The organism is Paraburkholderia sp. MM5384-R2 (assembly GCF_014201025.1).
Classification (GTDB): Bacteria; Pseudomonadota; Gammaproteobacteria; order Burkholderiales; family Burkholderiaceae; genus Paraburkholderia; species Paraburkholderia tuberum.
Genome location: NZ_JACHDI010000005.1, coordinates 270028 through 283849, shown reverse-complemented (window position 1 = coordinate 283849; position 13822 = coordinate 270028). Strand labels below are relative to the sequence as shown.

The window sequence follows — 13822 nt, the reverse complement described above, 5'->3', positions numbered from 1 at the left end:
AAGGACGGACGATGACTTGGCGATCGCTGCGTCTCATCATCAACCTCGCTTACCCCTGCGTATGCGCGGCGACCGCGTCCAGCGTGCGCGCCGAGTACACCAGCGTCGCGCCCGCGTTGATCGCCATCGCGACGCCGAGCGCTTCGGCGATTTCCTCGCGGGTCGCGCCGTGCTTCAGCGCCTCGGCCGTATGGACCGTGATACAGCCGTCACAGCGCAGGCTGACCGCTACCGCGAGCGCAATCAGCTCGCGCGTTTTCGCGCCGAGCAGATCGGTCTTCTGACCGGCGCTCGACATCGCCTGATACGCCTTCACGCTTTCGGGCGCGAGCTTCGACATTTCGCCGATACGGCCGAACAGTTCCTTGCGGTAATCGATCCAGTTCAACATGGCAGTGCTCCTTGGTCCGTTGCGCGCCGGCGGTTGCCGGCGTCGTGGGACAAAGTATTGCGCCGCGTCGCGATATCCTGAATACTGATTCGACTCAACTTTTAGCGCGCTCGTCTCATGGACACGCTCAGTCGCCTGATCGACCTTGCCCGGCCGCAAGCGAGTCTCGATCTTCGCTGCCTGCTATCAGGCGCATTCGACATCGATCACGCGCCGCTGGAGGCGGGCGTCGCGCCGTTTCATCTGGTGCTCGACGGCAGCTGTGTGATCGAGACCGCCGCCGGCGAGCCGCTCGAATTGCAGGCCGGCGATTTCATGCTGTTTCCGCGTGGCGCCGCGCATCGCATGCGCGACGTAAAGCGCTCGGCGGGTGGCCTGCCGTTGACGCTCGGGCATGACGGCATGCTGCCGGTGCGGCGCAACGATGGCCACGAAACCACTGCCACGGCCGCGCACGCGCCCAACGACGGCGCGATTCATGACGGCGTCGATCTGCTGTGCGGCCGCTTCGTCTATGCACCTGGCTCATCGGCGTTGCTGCTCAATGTGCTGCCCGATCCGCTGCACGTATCGCTCGGGGATGCGCAAACGCTCGATGCGTTGCAGGCGGTGATCACTCTGATGCGCGGCGAAGCGCAGCGGCGTCAGCCGGGCGCGCTCGCGATCGTGACGGCCTTGAGCCACGCGCTGTTCGCGATGGCACTGCGCGTGCACGGCGAGCGCAATGCGAACGGCACCGGGATGCTCGCGTTGCTGACGGACGCACGCCTCGGCGCATCGGTGCAGGCCATGCTCGACGCGCCCGAACGCGCATGGACGATCTCTGAACTCGGCGAGCGCGCGGCGATGTCGCGCGCGACCTACGCGCGCCACTTCAACGAGCGCGCGGGCGTGACCGTGATGGATTTTCTGACGCAGATCCGCATGGCGATCGCCAGCGATCTGCTGTTGCGCACACAACGCAGCGCGGCGGACATCGGCGAGGCGGTCGGCTATCAATCGGAGGCGGCGTTCGGCAAGGCGTTCGCGCAAAGCGTCGGTGTGACGCCGGGACGTTACCGGCGCCGCACACCAACGGACGATGCTCTGGATGAGTGACTAAAGACTCAACGCGTGGGCGATTCTATCTGGGCGGTCCGCCCTTGCTGAACACGCGCCTTTCGAACGACGCCATCAGTCGCGCGACCACGAGCGCGCAGACCGTGCCGAGCGTCACTTCGGCAAGCCGCAGAAAGGCCTTGTCCCACGCCGTGCCGATGCCTGGCACCAGCAGCATGATCGTCGCGGTGATGCCGCCGAGGCGCGCTGCGCTGCCGACGTTGACGACCCAGCAGATCAGGATCGCGACCGCCACGGTTGCCGCGTACGCGGCAAAATGGCCGCCGCCCGCGAGCGTGCCGATCAGCCCGCAAATACCGCCGACCATCGCACCGATGAACTGGTCGCGCGACAGCTTGCGGGTGTCGATATAACTATGCTGGCTCACCGCGATCGCGGTGATCGCGGCCCAGAACGCCTGCTCGGTGTGCAGCGCGCGACCGATGCCGAACGCGAGACTCGCGCCCGCCACGGCCTGCACGGCCATGAAGCCGCCCTCGATCAAGCGGTCGCCGAGCGGCAGGGTCTTCAGGAAAGCGAACAGCGCATCGGCGGCGTGCGTGCGCGAGGAAGGGCTTGAATCGTCGGACGGAGTCATCGGATGAAGGCGCGCTCGGCGGGGAGGGGAGTGTGCCGTATTCTAGCGGCTCGGCTTCACGCTTCCACTGCTAGCTAGATCGTGCCGAACGGCGCGCGCGGCCGGTCGCGTAGCGCGTGCGCGAGAATCTGCAGGCCACGCGTCAACTGCTCGCGCGACTCGGCGCACGCGAGGTTGATGCGCACGCCGTGCTCGACCGTCGAGCGATCGACCGCGAACGCGGATGCGGGCATCGTGTTGACCCCGCGCGCGAGCGCGTTTGCCGCGAAGTCGTCCGAGCGCCACGGCGGCGGCACGCGCAACCACACGAACATGCATGCGGGGTCGCTCTTCAGATGCTCGGCGGGCAATAGTTCGCGCGCGATCTCCTGGCGCGCGCAACTCGGCGCGCTGCGCGTCGAGGATCGTCTGCGCGGTGCCGTCCTCGATCCAGCGCGTCGCGATCAGCGTCGACAGCGGCGCAGGCATCCATGCGGTCGTTCGCACGGCTTCTGCCGCATGGGGATCTGATCAAGCCGCCTTATACGCTGTTCGAGGTACAGCAGGGGCAGAGGAAGAGTCAGCGGACCGTGGGCGGCAGTGGGGTGTGAGCGTTGTTCAGACCGGGCCGGCTGTCAGCAGCGCGCGTTCACCGGCGAGGCGATCCGCTTCTCGACATCCGACGAGGCGATCGCGGCCATCAAGGACGGCCGCGTGCAACCGGGCAAGGTCGTCGTGATGCGCGGCGCGGGCGTGCGCCCGACCGATGCCGTCAATTTTAGGCAATCGACTTCGTTGTCGACTTCGACCTCAACTGACATCAGCACGCACAAAGCGACGTAACGTCGCTTTCCACCGCGCTGAGCACGACCAACAGCAGCCTCGCTTCCCTGTCCACCGGCCTCGGCGACGCGGTCCAGTACGACGACCCATCCCACACGAAAGTCACGCTCGGCGGCGCGAACTCGGTGTCGATCGGCTCGCTCGGTCACGAACGGACGATCTCGAACGTCGCGCCGGGCGTCAGTCCGACCGAGGCGGTCAACATGCAGCAGTTGGACTCGGTTCAGCAGGGGGGGGACGCGGTGGCGCGCCAGGCCTATTCAGGCAGCGCCGGCGCGACCGCGTTGACGATGATCCCGGACGTCGACCCCGGCAAGACCCTCTCGGTTGGAATCGGCTCGGGCAACTACAAGGGCTACACGGCCGTTGCAATCGGCTTTTCCGCGCGCATGACCGCCAACCTGAAGGTCAAGGGCGGCGTCGGTACGAGCGCGACGGGGAAACCGGCTGTATGTCCGCGACGATCCCGATCCATTACCGCCGCCGACGCGCGGCCGGATACTCGCGCGCCAGATCGAATCACTGATAAGGGGGGGTGATCGTGCAATATGAACCCCCCCTTCGAAAACACCATCCCCCCTCTCAAAGGGGGGGGATTTGAAAAGCGACTGGCTCTATCTTTCTTCTCGAAATTCACAAGGCATACGGGGCCGGCGCCGCTGGCCGCTCACGCCGACCTGGTGCCGTATGCGATTTTTTATGTTGGCTTTTTCGTCCTGTTTGAACTGGTTGCTCGTGTGAGTGGAATTCCAGATGCAAATGTCTTTCGCCGCATCTGTCGAGCGGGCCGGTCTTCAAGTCGCCAGGGCGAAAGAAAAAAGGTGATAGATGAATATCCTGTTGGTGGAAAGCGATCCCGCGCAAGCTGATTCGGTCGAAAGGGAAATCGGGCAATCCGGGCATCGAATAAACAAGGTCGAGCGGGGCAAGGACGCAATCAGTTTTCTTCAGGCCAACGAGGTCGATCTCGTGGTGCTCGACTGGGAATTGCCGGGCATGAGCGGCTTCGAGGTGCTGTACTGGATACGCCGTCACCTAGGCCGCGAACCCGCGGTGCTGTTCGTGACCAGCCGGCTTCTGGAAGTCGACATCGTGCAGGCGCTGGACGCCGGCGCGGATGACTACGTCGTCAAGCCGTTCCGGGCCAAAGAGCTGGGGACACGGGTAGGCGCGCTGTTGCGTCGCACACGACGCAGCATCAAGGTGGAAAGTGCAATCGCGGTTGGGCCGTATGTATTCGACGTCACGCAGCGCAGTGTTTTTCTGCACGGCGAATCGATCTTGTTGACGGAAAAGGAATTCGACGTGGCGGCCTATTTCTTCGCGAACGTCGGACGGGTCGTTTCCAAGCGGCTTCTGGCGAAGCTTGCGTGGGGCCGCGAGCTGGATAGTACGTCGCGCACGATCGACACGCATATCTACCGGCTGCGACGCAAGCTGGCCCTGCATCCGGACAACGGCGTGCGATTGACGACCGTCTATACGCACGGCTACCGCCTCGACGAGGCCGATGCTGGCAGCGCGGAAGCGCAAGCGCCGGCGAGCACCGAGCCGGAAGACGCTGTCGCGGAGAAGGACACGTCCGAGCAGGGCGCGCAAAGCGATCTCCGCTAGCGATCCGACACGAGGCCATGAGCGACCTGAAGCGGATTGCGCTGGTCGCGCCTCGTTGCGCGGCTCCTCATTGAGTCGTCATACGGTTCGGCGTATCTTGAAAGCAAATTCACAACGACCCTCCATGCCTCTCACGGATAGCCGGTGAGAGGACACCTCATGAATACGACCGCTGATAGTTTCGAGCGTGAATGGATCGTGTCGCTGATCCAGACCAAGATGATGCCGCCGCGTCTTCCCGCGGGTTGCGTGCAACGGCCGGGATTGCTCCGGCGACTCGATGAACGACGTCCGCGTCACATTACGCTCGTGACCGCGCCCGCGGGTTTCGGCAAAACGACCTTGCTTGCCGCGTGGAGCGAAGCGCAAACGAGAAAGAAGCGTCCCGTTGCGTGGCTCAGTCTCGATGGAGAAGACGACGATCCGCAGCAACTCGGGGCCTATCTGGTGGCGGCGCTTTGTCGCGCGTCGAAGGAGATCGCGTGGCAGGCACAGCAACTTCTCGATAACGATGCACACACGCCGGTCAGAACGGTCATTTCAGTGCTGCTCAATGGCATCGCCGCATACGGCCGCGGTGTTTTCCTGGTGCTCGACGACGTCGACCGTCTGAGCGCGAAACCCGTTCTCGCGATCGTGTCGCGCCTGCTGCGCTACGCGCCCGACAACCTGCACGTGCTGCTCGGCGCGCGCGGCGAACCGGCGCTGTCGCTGAGCGGGCTGCGCTCGCCCGACAAACTTTCGCGTGTGAATGTCGACGATCTGCGCTTTTCGCTCGACGATGCTCAGGCGTTTTTCGACCACACCGGTAACGCGCTGCTCAACCGCAACAGCGTCGAGTTGTTGAACAGCGCGACCGAAGGCTGGGTGGCCGGGTTGCAACTGGCTTCGCTCGGACTGAACCGGATCGATGACGTGGCCGCGCTTGCCAGTCATCTCGCCGGTTCCCGCTTCGGCATCGATCGCTACCTGAACGATACGGTGTTTGCGCATTTGCCGCCGCCCATGCTGACGTTTTTGCTTTACACGTCGATTCTCGAGCGGCTTACGGCGACGCTGTGCGACGATGTCATGGGCGGGGAGGGCCAAAGCGGAGAAAAGCTGGACTGGCTCGAGCGGCATAACGTGTTCATCCGGCCGCTCGATGAGACGCAGAACTGGTATCGCTATCACGCATTGCTGAGCGATGCGCTTCGCCGCCGTCTCATGCGTCAGACGCCACGACAGGTTCCGTTGCTGCATCGCCGGGCCAGCCTGTGGTTCGCGCGGGCTCGCCTGTGGCGAGAAGCCGTGCGACATGCGCTGGCTGCGGGCGACATCGGGCAGGCGGCGCAGTGGGCCGAAAACTGTGCGATAGAGATGCTCCAACGCGGCGACCCGTTCAGGCTGCCGGGCTGGATTCGCAAACTGCCGCCGGACGTGATCGCGGGTCGGCTGCGCTTGCGTCTGGTGAAAGCCTGGGCTCTCGCGATGTCGCTTGAGACCGCGCGCGCGTCGAAGGAGATCGGCGAGATTGCCGACGAGTTCGAACGAATGGCCCGTGATGATCGGTCGGTAGCCGACGAGGTCGCATGGGCGGAGATCAACGCGATCCACGCGGTGATCGCTTGCGTGAACGACGACAGCGAACATGCGCTGGAACTCGGGCGTGCCGTTGAGGCATCGACGGCGCCTGCGGAACCGTGGGTACGCCATTACGGGCAAAGCGCGGAGATTTTCGGCTTGATGTATAGAGGGCAGTTCGCCTACATCTCCCGCGTATGGAGAGCGCGGGTCGATCAGGTGGGACTCAGCCGGAAACCGAACAGCGCGGATATGTTGCGCGACGCGGTGTACGGCATCGCCGCGCTGATACACGGCGAACTTCCCGATGCGAGGCGGGTGATGGAGGTCGCGATGCGGTACTCCGAAGACAAGCTAGGAGAGTGGTCGGCGGGCGCGGCCGCGGTAGCCGGTTGCCTTGCGTCGATTTACTACGAGTGTAACGAGCTGTCCAAGGCGCGCAAGTTGATCGACGGTCGCATGACCATCGCGCTGGAGACTTCGCCGCTCGCCGCATTGATGCGCTATATGCTTACCGCGTCGCGCCTGCTGTGGCGGGATGGCAAAAAAGGGCCGGCGCTCGCCGTTCTCGAGGACGGTCGACAGCTCGCGATAACCCGTCGATGGTTGCGTCTGAAGCTCGCGTGCGATGCGGAAACCGTCAGACAGCTGCTTGCCGACGGTAGGGTGGTCGAGGCGCGACAGGTCACCGACGAACTGAGCGCGAGTGTACCGATGATGTGCGAAGGGCGAAGGGGCTCGGCGATGGAAACGTGGGCAAGCTACTGCGTGCTGCAAGCCCGCGTTCTGCTCGCTGAAAATGCCGCCGGCGACGCGGTCGGTTTTCTCTCGCGCTCACTCGACAATCTGGTTGCACTGGGCTGGCGCTATGCCGAGGCCGTCGTTTCGCTGCTGCTTTCTCTCGCGCATGAGCAGAACGGTGCTTCGGAACAGGCGTTCGCCGCGCTGGGAAACGCGCTGCGGATCGGCGGCGCGATGGGGATGATCAATAGCTTCGTGGACGAGGGGCCGCCGATGCGTGCGTTACTGGAACGCTTTCGCCGCACGCCATCGGAAATCGCGACCGGGCACGCCACGTATATCGGCACGGTGCTGTCGGCTTTCGACGAGGCGGATAACACGCCATCTTCTTCGTCGAGCTATGCCGACACGAAGATAACGCCGGGCACACTGAGCGCGCGAGAACTCGAAATACTGGGCTACGTCGCTCGCGGGCTGTCCAACAAGGAAATCGGACGATCATTGAATCTGGCACCCGAGACGGTCAAATGGCACATGAAGAACGTGTTCGAAAAACTGAACGTCAATTCGCGGTACGAGGCCGTGCAGAGTGCCTTCGGCATTCAGCCTGGAGCCGACTGAAGCGCCGTGCCGCGTGATGGCGCCGTCATCCGGTCACCTCACCGCGGCTCGCGTCCAAACGCTTCGCGCAGCTTGCGCTTGGCCCGCTGCAACGTATCGCGCCGCTCCTTCGGCAGGTTTCGGCCCGCTCGATTGATGTAGAAATTGAGCATCGACATCGCCGATTGAAACGGCGAGCCCTTGCGTCGACGGCTCGCCGTCGACGAGTGCTTCAACGATTGCGCGATGGACTCCGCGCTGCCGGTTTTGAAAATATCCTTCTGGATGTCCATCGCGTCGCTCGTTTCCATTACGTGATGCGACCATCTCTTCGCGCCGGATGCGCCGCTCGACTTCGCGGTTTTAGCGCGATGCGCGGCGTGCGCCTGCGCGTGGCGCTGACGCGGTGGCCGTCCCGACTTGCCACGAGACACAGGGCGTTTCGATTTGCTGCTGGTCTTTCGGGTCGCCATTGTGTGGTCTCCTGAAGGGGAATGTCGGACTCGCCACGCGTCGAAAATGGTCGATTTGGCGATCAGAGCTTCACGCCACCGGCCTCGGGCGCATCCGACGAACCCGCGGGAATGTCATCGACGCCGAGGTCGTCGCGCCTCGTATAGACGTCGCGGCCCCAGTACGGTTCGCTGCCGTAGTACTGATGCACGGTGGTGGCCCACGTCTGATCCGCCATCGATGGCCAGTGATCCTTATCAAATCCCGGTGCGTTCTTCACGCGCTCGGCCACCATGTTCAGCACGAAGCATTTTTCCTGCGTATCGAGTGTCAGCGCACGCCACGGAACCGCGAGCAGCTTGTCGCCGATGCCGAGAAAACCGCCGCTCGACAGCACCGCATAAGCGACGCGGCCCGAACGCACGTCGAGCATGATGTCCTTGATCTTGCCGATGTGCTCGCCGTCGCTGCTGATAACCTTGTTGCCGTCGAGCGTAGCCGCGGCCATTACATCCGGACCTGGGCCTTCCGCGGTCGCGGCGCCTTTACCGACGATGTTCGCACCTTGTGTCTGGGTCTGCATCACCATGATGGGCTCCTTTTGAAGGGGTGAATGTACCGAGGCGTTTAGCAACGGCCGTTCCATCTAGCCATGCGGCGCCGTTACGCCGTGGCGCGCGGCGCATCCGCGCGACGAGGCACCGCGTGCGTAAAGGATGCGAGCGTGTTTGCAATTATTTCGTCAGTGCCGACGCAAGCGCTGATCAGCAAAGCGCGATGCGCGCATGCGACGACTGCATCGCGCGGCATAGGCCTTGCTCGACTCTCAGTGATGGCAGCCGGGAACCGAAGGATCGCACCCGTCCTTTTACTTCAGGGAGAACCCAGATGAGCAAGTATCCGAAGGCATGGCTGTTCGCGGCATGTGTGGTCGCGTCGGGCGCCGTCGCGTCGGGCGCCGCGTTCGCGCAGGCGGGCGGCGGTAACGGCAATAGCGGCACCGGCGGCGGCAACGCGCATGGCGCGGCGACCGCGGCGCCGACGGCGGGCAACGAGCCCGCGTCGAATGTCACGGGCAGCACCATGGGATCAACTTCGTCGATGAAACATCATCACAAGAAGTCGAAGGCAAACAAGCCGATGACCGATACGACGAACACGCCCGGCGCCAATGCCAGCAGCGATACGAACGGACAGTAACGCTGGATCGATGCGGGCGCGGCCATGCACCTGTGCGTTCATCGTAACGCGCCGGCGGTATCGCGCTCCCCATCGAGGGAGAAAATCATGACCAAGAAAATTCATTATCAGGCGAACATCTGCGGCGGGAACTTCGCGCATGTTCGCGAGTGCTTCAGCAACTGGAAGGCCGAGACGCTCGTGTATCGTCGGCAACAGCCGATGTTCGAAGGCAAGCAGGAAGTGCGGCCGTTGACGGAGCGTGTGTTCGACAACGGTGAAGTCGCGCATGACACGCTCGCGCGCGTATGTTCGCCAAACGATGCCTATGCGCTGGCGGCGGAGATACGCGACGGCGAACGCGACGTTTGGCTCGTGATGGCGGCGTTCGAGGAAGACGTTTGAGCCGGGGTCGATTCGGCGCTGAGCCCGTCACTGGGCCGGCGGTTTCGGTTCGGAGGCCATTTCCCGCGCAGCGCGCCGCGTACGCACGCGTGCCGTGGCTCGCAAATGTGCCGCGGCGCTTTTGTCTTTCGCGGCGGTGGCTTTCTTGCGCACCACGCGCGACTTTTTTAGCAGACTCGTCAACGAACCGTTGATACTGTCGTCGACCGACGACCCCCGCGTCTTGCGTCCTTTGGCACCGGATGCGCGCGCGAGTTTCGCCGCACGCTTTTCCGCCTGCGCGAGCAGCACCGCAAAGGCCACTTCATCTACCTTGAGTCCGCGGCACGATTGGCCTGGCGCGAGGCTCTGCAACTCGCCCGCCTCGAACGCGCTGATGATCGCGGGGTGGATATAGCAGCGCCGGCAGACGGCGGGCGTATTGCGTAGCAGCGTCGCGACTTCTTGCACGATCGCGACGATATGACGACGCGCTTCGGCCGCGCTGCTGCACATCGAGCGGCGCAATGCCGCCAGCGCGTACACGCTGCCGGCCCACGTGCGATAGTCCTTGGCGGTGAAGTCCGCGCCGCTTACGCGGCGCAGGTAGTCGTTGATATCCGTCGAGCCGACGCTGTGGCGCGTGCCGTCTTCGTCGAGATACTGGAACAGGTCGTGACCGGGCAGCTCCGCGCAACGCCGCACGATGCGCTTGATGTTCGGATTGTCCACTGTCACGTCGTGCTCGATGCCGCTCTTGCCGCGAAACTGGAAGCGCAATTGACCGGCCCTGATCTTCACGTGCTTCTTGCGCAGCGTCGTCAGTCCGTAAGAGTGGTTATCGCGCGCGTATTCGGCGCTGCCGATGCGGATCAGCGTCGTGTCGAGCAACTGCACGATGGCCGCGACGACCTTGTCGAGCGGCATGCCGGGCAGCTTCAGATCACGCGCCACGCGCGCGCGGATTTTGGGCAATGCGCGGCCGAACTCGGCCATCCGTTCGTACTTGTCGGCGTCGCGCGTTTCGCGCCAGCGGGGGTGATAGCGGTACTGCTTGCGGCCGCGCGCGTCGCGGCCGGTCGCCTGCAGATGACCGCGCGGATCGGGGCAGATCCACACGTTTTCGTACGCGGGTGGAATCGCGAGCGAATTGATGCGTTGAATCTCGTCCTTATCGACGATGCGCTTGCCGTCGACGTCGAAATAGATGAAGCCGTTCCGCTCGCGCTTGCGTGTGTAGCCGGGCCTCGTGTCGTCGGCGTGGCGCAGTCCCGGCGGCATCGGTTGGGGTGCGGTGTTGCCGTTCGCGGTGGTCGGGCTGCGTGATGTGGTCGTGGAATGAGTCGCGGTAGCCATTGTTGCAGGTAGAAGTTTCAAACCCGGTTCGAACCGGTTCGCCGAGTAGGTGCGATGTGTGCCGTGTGATCGGCGGGAAGCAAGGGGGATGCCATCGACAAGTGACCCAGCGCGCCGAGGCGGAACGGTCCTTGCGGAAAAGTCGACGTGACCAACCGGAAAGGGAGCTTTCATGAGCAGCACACTCAACCCCGATGAAGAGCCGCAGCAGACCGTCAAGCAAACGTCCGGCACGACGGGCGCGCTGGGTCCCAGCGACTCGTCCGATAGCGGCAGCGACGTGGCGGGCGCGAGGCGTCACGATTTCGACGTCGATACGGAGCTCGACAATCACGCGCTCGAAGCCGGCGACGCCGCACTCGGCAGCGATACCGATCGCTCAGGTACGGGCGAGCGCGCGTCGGCCGATGGCGATTCGACGTTGGAGATGGACCGCGATATCGACACCGACCACGTCGTCGATCCGCAAGTGCCGCCGGGCGCGGAACGCTCCGACGAAGACGAAACCGACGTCTGACCACGGCGCTTTTGCACACGCGGCGGCTCGAGCTGAACGGCGCAACCGCAGCGTCGGTGCATCGCCAACGTAATGTCAGCCCGCTGAACACTGCCTCAACCAGGCACGTGTTTTGCGTAACCACGCTTAGCGAAGGCGCAGACCTATGCACGTGCATCACGGGCAAGTGCATGAGCGCGGCGCCGCATGAAGGAGAGCACGCATGACTGATGCACTGAATGGCTACAAGGTAGCGGTACTCGCCGTAGATGGCTTCGAGCAGGCAGAACTCGTGGAACCGAAACGCGCGCTCACCGAGGCGGGCGCGACGGTCCATGTGATCTCGGCGAAGCCGGGCAAGATCCAGGGCTTCAAACACGTCGACAAGGGCGATTCCGTCGACGTCGATGCGACCTTCGACAAGGCCAGTCCCGACGACTATGACGCGCTGGTGTTGCCGGGCGGCGTCGTGAACGGCGACGCGCTGCGACTGCTGCCGCAGGCGCAGGCGTTCGTCAAAGCGGTCGACAACGCGAAGAAGCCGATCGCGGTGATCTGTCACGGCACGTGGCTGCCGGTATCGGCGGGGATCATCAAGGGGCGCACGGTGACGAGCTGGCCTAGCCTGCAGGACGATGTTCGCAACGCGGGCGGCACGTGGGTCGATCAGGAAGTGGTCGAGGACGGCAATCTTATTTCGAGCCGCAAACCCGACGACCTTCCCGCGTTCAACAAGGCGCTGATTGGGCAACTGACTAGGCGCAAGGCGGCTTGATCGCAGGCGGCGCGTTGGCTTCGGAGCCTGCGCATCGGTGATTCTGCAGGGAGAAAATGCATGAAATTCCGGTATTCCCTACAAGTGTTGACTGCCGCGCTGGCCGTGTTGGGCGTGAGCGCGGCATCGATCGAGACGGCCTGCGCGCAGGCGAGCGATGCGCCCGCGAGCGCAGCGCCGACCGGCAGCACGACGCTGTCACCCGCGGATCAGCAGTTCGTGCTCGAAGCGTCGAAGTCGGACGCCACTGAAATCGCCGCTGGCAAGGTCGCGCTGAAGAACTCCAACAATCCGCATGTCAGGAAGTTCGCTCAACAGATGATCGCCGACCACACGAAGCTGTCGCACGCAATGGCCGGGCTGGTCGCGAAGAAGGGCTTCAAGCCGACGCCGTCCGCGGATTCCGCGCTGGTCGGCAAACTGCAGACGTTGAAGGGCACCGAGTTCGATCAGGCCTATGTCGAGCAGGTCGGCGTGGAAGCGCATCAGCGCGCGGTCGACCTGTTCCAGCAGCAAAGCGAGAGCGGCACCGACTCGCAACTGAAGGCCGCGGCCGCGCAAGCGCTGCCAACCATCAAGCATCACCTCGAGATGGCGCAGCAACTGGCCGGCAAATTGAAGGGCTCGTCATGAACGCGATCCTGCCACGGCCTGCATATGAGGACTCTCTGATGCAGATCACTTTCCCCGATGACGAAGCGGCCTTCGACGGCGCCAATCTGACCGTGCGCTTTCTTGCGCGCGTCGATGGCGAGCCAGTGGTTTGCGCGATCACTGCCGAGGCTCTGGAAGATCATTTCGGCGCGGAGTCCGCGCTTGAAGCGGCGTTGATGGCCGCTTTCGATAGAGGCCGTCAGCGCATCCGCTCGGTCTGCGCGGAAGCGCTCGACCAGTACAACGGAGAAGGCGTAGTGTTGCATAGCGGACTGTTCAGGGTGGAAGGCATGGAACCGGATCGCGGCGCCGCGGCGTAGCGCCGCTGCGTGTCGGATTGACTGGGCGCGCTGCTTCCGACTCGCGCCACCGGCGACAGGATGGTCCACGAACGGCAATTAACGATAAGGAGGCCGTATGTCACTCATCGTCGCAGCACGCTTCACGACTTTTCCCGCTGCGGAAAGCGCGGCGCAAAAACTGTTCGATGCGGGTTTCGTGGAAGAGGACGTCACGCTGTTTTTCGTCAATCCGCGCGGCCAGCATGCGCGTTTCCCGATCGGCGGCGACACCGATACCGACCCCGGCGCGCGAGGAGCGCCTAAAGGCGCGGGCATGGGCGTGACGATCGGCGCGGTGATTGGCGCGGTGATTGGCGTGGCGATCTTCGCGGTGTTTTCCGCGCCGCTGCTGGTGTCGCTGATCGCGGCCGGCGTCGGCGCGTATGTTGGCTCGCTGGTCGGCGCGATGTCGCGCACCACGGAGCGCGGCAAATCGGACCATCGCGTGCCGTATCACGAGGAGGCGCGCGATTCGGGTGTGCTCGTCGCCGTGCACGTGTCGCCCGACAATCAGTTGGACGCCGCGCGCGTGCTACGTGAAGCGGGCGGCGCGTCGATCGAGAAGGCGACCGGCCGCTGGCAGCAGGGACGCTGGGCCGATTTCGATCCGCTGAAGACTCCTGAGCCGATCAAGGAATTCGCGGAGAAGCGCGCGTGATATGAGCGACGCGGCATACCAACAGAAAACGGCTCGATGACGATCATCGGGCCGTTTTCCGTTTTCCGTTTATTGCGCTGTTTCGACATCGCGCGACAC

General features: G+C 63.9%; 18 protein-coding genes and 1 pseudogene. 12 read left to right on the top strand and 7 right to left on the bottom strand.

Features of this window, described 5'->3' with window-relative positions; all coding sequences use genetic code 11:
- Window positions 1-49 precede the first annotated feature (49 nt).
- Window positions 50-391 carry a carboxymuconolactone decarboxylase family protein gene (locus HDG37_RS11755; RefSeq protein ID WP_184009880.1) on the bottom strand — a complete coding sequence of 114 codons (342 nt, stop codon included), beginning with the start codon at window positions 389-391 and terminating at the stop codon, window positions 50-52.
- Between the two features lie 117 nt (window positions 392-508).
- Between HDG37_RS11755 and HDG37_RS11750 the strand changes: the two genes are divergently transcribed.
- Complete coding sequence (locus tag HDG37_RS11750; RefSeq protein WP_184047260.1) at window positions 509-1489, top strand: AraC family transcriptional regulator; 981 nt, start codon at window positions 509-511, stop codon at window positions 1487-1489.
- Window positions 1490-1514: 25 nt separating this feature from the next.
- Here HDG37_RS11750 and HDG37_RS11745 read toward each other — a convergent pair whose 3' ends face one another.
- From HDG37_RS11745 to HDG37_RS40020, 3 genes and pseudogenes are all read right to left on the bottom strand, one after another.
- Window positions 1515-2087 carry an aromatic acid exporter family protein gene (locus HDG37_RS11745; RefSeq protein ID WP_184047257.1) on the bottom strand — a complete coding sequence of 191 codons (573 nt, stop codon included), beginning with the start codon at window positions 2085-2087 and terminating at the stop codon, window positions 1515-1517.
- Window positions 2088-2161: 74 nt separating this feature from the next.
- Window positions 2162-2585 (bottom strand): annotated as a pseudogene (locus tag HDG37_RS11740) (PLP-dependent aminotransferase family protein); the annotation flags it as partial.
- Between the two features lie 116 nt (window positions 2586-2701).
- The gene (locus tag HDG37_RS40020; protein WP_311541215.1) at window positions 2702-3058 is read right to left on the bottom strand and encodes a hypothetical protein; all 357 of its coding nucleotides are present in this window, start codon (window positions 3056-3058) and stop codon (window positions 2702-2704) included.
- Here HDG37_RS40020 and HDG37_RS11730 point away from each other — a divergent pair.
- The 4 genes from HDG37_RS11730 (at window position 3035) to HDG37_RS11715 (ending at window position 7448) form a co-directional block, all read left to right on the top strand.
- Entirely contained in the window at window positions 3035-3448 is a 414-nt protein-coding gene (locus tag HDG37_RS11730) for a YadA-like family protein (RefSeq protein ID WP_409260064.1), read from the top strand. The two genes, HDG37_RS40020 and HDG37_RS11730, sit on opposite strands and share 24 nt — an antisense overlap.
- Before the next feature lie 9 nt (window positions 3449-3457).
- The gene (locus HDG37_RS11725; protein ID WP_184047254.1) at window positions 3458-3778 is read left to right on the top strand and encodes a hypothetical protein; all 321 of its coding nucleotides are present in this window, start codon (window positions 3458-3460) and stop codon (window positions 3776-3778) included.
- Entirely contained in the window at window positions 3738-4523 is a 786-nt protein-coding gene (locus tag HDG37_RS11720; RefSeq protein ID WP_184047252.1) for a response regulator transcription factor, read from the top strand. The genes HDG37_RS11725 and HDG37_RS11720 overlap by 41 nt, the downstream gene beginning before the upstream one ends.
- Window positions 4524-4682: 159 nt before the next feature.
- On the top strand, window positions 4683-7448 hold the full coding sequence (locus HDG37_RS11715) for a LuxR C-terminal-related transcriptional regulator (RefSeq protein ID WP_184047249.1): 2766 nt from the start codon (window positions 4683-4685) through the stop codon (window positions 7446-7448).
- Between the two features lie 38 nt (window positions 7449-7486).
- On the opposite strand, the gene HDG37_RS11710 is transcribed toward HDG37_RS11715, so the two are convergent.
- Window positions 7487-7900 (bottom strand): DUF3175 domain-containing protein, encoded by a 414-nt coding sequence (locus HDG37_RS11710; protein WP_184047246.1) that lies wholly within the window; start codon window positions 7898-7900, stop codon window positions 7487-7489.
- Between the two features lie 62 nt (window positions 7901-7962).
- Window positions 7963-8469, bottom strand: coding sequence for a PRC-barrel domain-containing protein (locus HDG37_RS11705; RefSeq protein WP_184047243.1), 507 nt, complete (start codon window positions 8467-8469; stop codon window positions 7963-7965).
- Window positions 8470-8768: 299 nt separating this feature from the next.
- Here HDG37_RS11705 and HDG37_RS11700 point away from each other — a divergent pair, with 299 nt between their 5' ends.
- Together HDG37_RS11700 and HDG37_RS11695 are read left to right on the top strand one after the other, a co-directional pair.
- Window positions 8769-9080, top strand: a complete 312-nt coding sequence (locus HDG37_RS11700; RefSeq protein ID WP_184047240.1) for a hypothetical protein — start codon at window positions 8769-8771, stop codon at window positions 9078-9080.
- An 87-nt stretch (window positions 9081-9167) separates the two neighbouring features.
- Complete coding sequence (locus HDG37_RS11695; protein WP_184047237.1) at window positions 9168-9464, top strand: hypothetical protein; 297 nt, start codon at window positions 9168-9170, stop codon at window positions 9462-9464.
- A 27-nt stretch (window positions 9465-9491) separates the two neighbouring features.
- Here HDG37_RS11695 and HDG37_RS11690 read toward each other — a convergent pair whose 3' ends face one another.
- Complete coding sequence (locus tag HDG37_RS11690) at window positions 9492-10799, bottom strand: DNA topoisomerase IB (RefSeq protein WP_184047234.1); 1308 nt, start codon at window positions 10797-10799, stop codon at window positions 9492-9494.
- A gap of 172 nt (window positions 10800-10971) precedes the next feature.
- Between HDG37_RS11690 and HDG37_RS11685 the strand changes: the two genes are divergently transcribed.
- The 5 genes from HDG37_RS11685 (at window position 10972) to HDG37_RS11665 (ending at window position 13723) form a co-directional block, all read left to right on the top strand.
- The gene (locus tag HDG37_RS11685) at window positions 10972-11316 is read left to right on the top strand and encodes a chemotaxis protein (RefSeq protein WP_090809741.1); all 345 of its coding nucleotides are present in this window, start codon (window positions 10972-10974) and stop codon (window positions 11314-11316) included.
- Between the two features lie 202 nt (window positions 11317-11518).
- Window positions 11519-12070: a type 1 glutamine amidotransferase domain-containing protein gene (locus HDG37_RS11680; protein ID WP_184047231.1), complete on the top strand. Its 552-nt coding sequence runs from the start codon at window positions 11519-11521 to the stop codon at window positions 12068-12070.
- 60 nt (window positions 12071-12130) lie between these two features.
- A complete protein-coding gene (locus tag HDG37_RS11675; protein ID WP_184047228.1) occupies window positions 12131-12703 on the top strand; it encodes a DUF4142 domain-containing protein in 573 nt (190 codons plus the stop codon).
- Complete coding sequence (locus HDG37_RS11670; protein ID WP_184047225.1) at window positions 12700-13044, top strand: DUF1488 domain-containing protein; 345 nt, start codon at window positions 12700-12702, stop codon at window positions 13042-13044. The genes HDG37_RS11675 and HDG37_RS11670 overlap by 4 nt, the downstream gene beginning before the upstream one ends.
- Window positions 13045-13141: 97 nt before the next feature.
- On the top strand, window positions 13142-13723 hold the full coding sequence (locus tag HDG37_RS11665; RefSeq protein ID WP_184047223.1) for a hypothetical protein: 582 nt from the start codon (window positions 13142-13144) through the stop codon (window positions 13721-13723).
- Window positions 13724-13822 lie beyond the last annotated feature (99 nt).

What these genes read in the sequence shown, in the direction of transcription:
- HDG37_RS11755 (WP_184009880.1), bottom strand. Translation starts at nt 391, where the DNA reads ATGTTGAACTGGATCGATTACCGCAAGGAACTGTTCGGCCGTATCGGC.
- HDG37_RS11750 (WP_184047260.1), top strand. Translation starts at nt 509, where the DNA reads ATGGACACGCTCAGTCGCCTGATCGACCTTGCCCGGCCGCAAGCGAGT.
- HDG37_RS11745 (WP_184047257.1), bottom strand. Translation starts at nt 2,087, where the DNA reads ATGACTCCGTCCGACGATTCAAGCCCTTCCTCGCGCACGCACGCCGCC.
- HDG37_RS11725 (WP_184047254.1), top strand. Translation starts at nt 3,458, where the DNA reads ATGAACCCCCCCTTCGAAAACACCATCCCCCCTCTCAAAGGGGGGGGA.
- HDG37_RS11720 (WP_184047252.1), top strand. Translation starts at nt 3,738, where the DNA reads ATGAATATCCTGTTGGTGGAAAGCGATCCCGCGCAAGCTGATTCGGTC.
- HDG37_RS11715 (WP_184047249.1), top strand. Translation starts at nt 4,683, where the DNA reads ATGAATACGACCGCTGATAGTTTCGAGCGTGAATGGATCGTGTCGCTG.
- HDG37_RS11710 (WP_184047246.1), bottom strand. Translation starts at nt 7,900, where the DNA reads ATGGCGACCCGAAAGACCAGCAGCAAATCGAAACGCCCTGTGTCTCGT.
- HDG37_RS11705 (WP_184047243.1), bottom strand. Translation starts at nt 8,469, where the DNA reads ATGGTGATGCAGACCCAGACACAAGGTGCGAACATCGTCGGTAAAGGC.
- HDG37_RS11700 (WP_184047240.1), top strand. Translation starts at nt 8,769, where the DNA reads ATGAGCAAGTATCCGAAGGCATGGCTGTTCGCGGCATGTGTGGTCGCG.
- HDG37_RS11695 (WP_184047237.1), top strand. Translation starts at nt 9,168, where the DNA reads ATGACCAAGAAAATTCATTATCAGGCGAACATCTGCGGCGGGAACTTC.
- HDG37_RS11690 (WP_184047234.1), bottom strand. Translation starts at nt 10,799, where the DNA reads ATGGCTACCGCGACTCATTCCACGACCACATCACGCAGCCCGACCACC.
- HDG37_RS11685 (WP_090809741.1), top strand. Translation starts at nt 10,972, where the DNA reads ATGAGCAGCACACTCAACCCCGATGAAGAGCCGCAGCAGACCGTCAAG.
- HDG37_RS11680 (WP_184047231.1), top strand. Translation starts at nt 11,519, where the DNA reads ATGACTGATGCACTGAATGGCTACAAGGTAGCGGTACTCGCCGTAGAT.
- HDG37_RS11675 (WP_184047228.1), top strand. Translation starts at nt 12,131, where the DNA reads ATGAAATTCCGGTATTCCCTACAAGTGTTGACTGCCGCGCTGGCCGTG.
- HDG37_RS11670 (WP_184047225.1), top strand. Translation starts at nt 12,700, where the DNA reads ATGAACGCGATCCTGCCACGGCCTGCATATGAGGACTCTCTGATGCAG.
- HDG37_RS11665 (WP_184047223.1), top strand. Translation starts at nt 13,142, where the DNA reads ATGTCACTCATCGTCGCAGCACGCTTCACGACTTTTCCCGCTGCGGAA.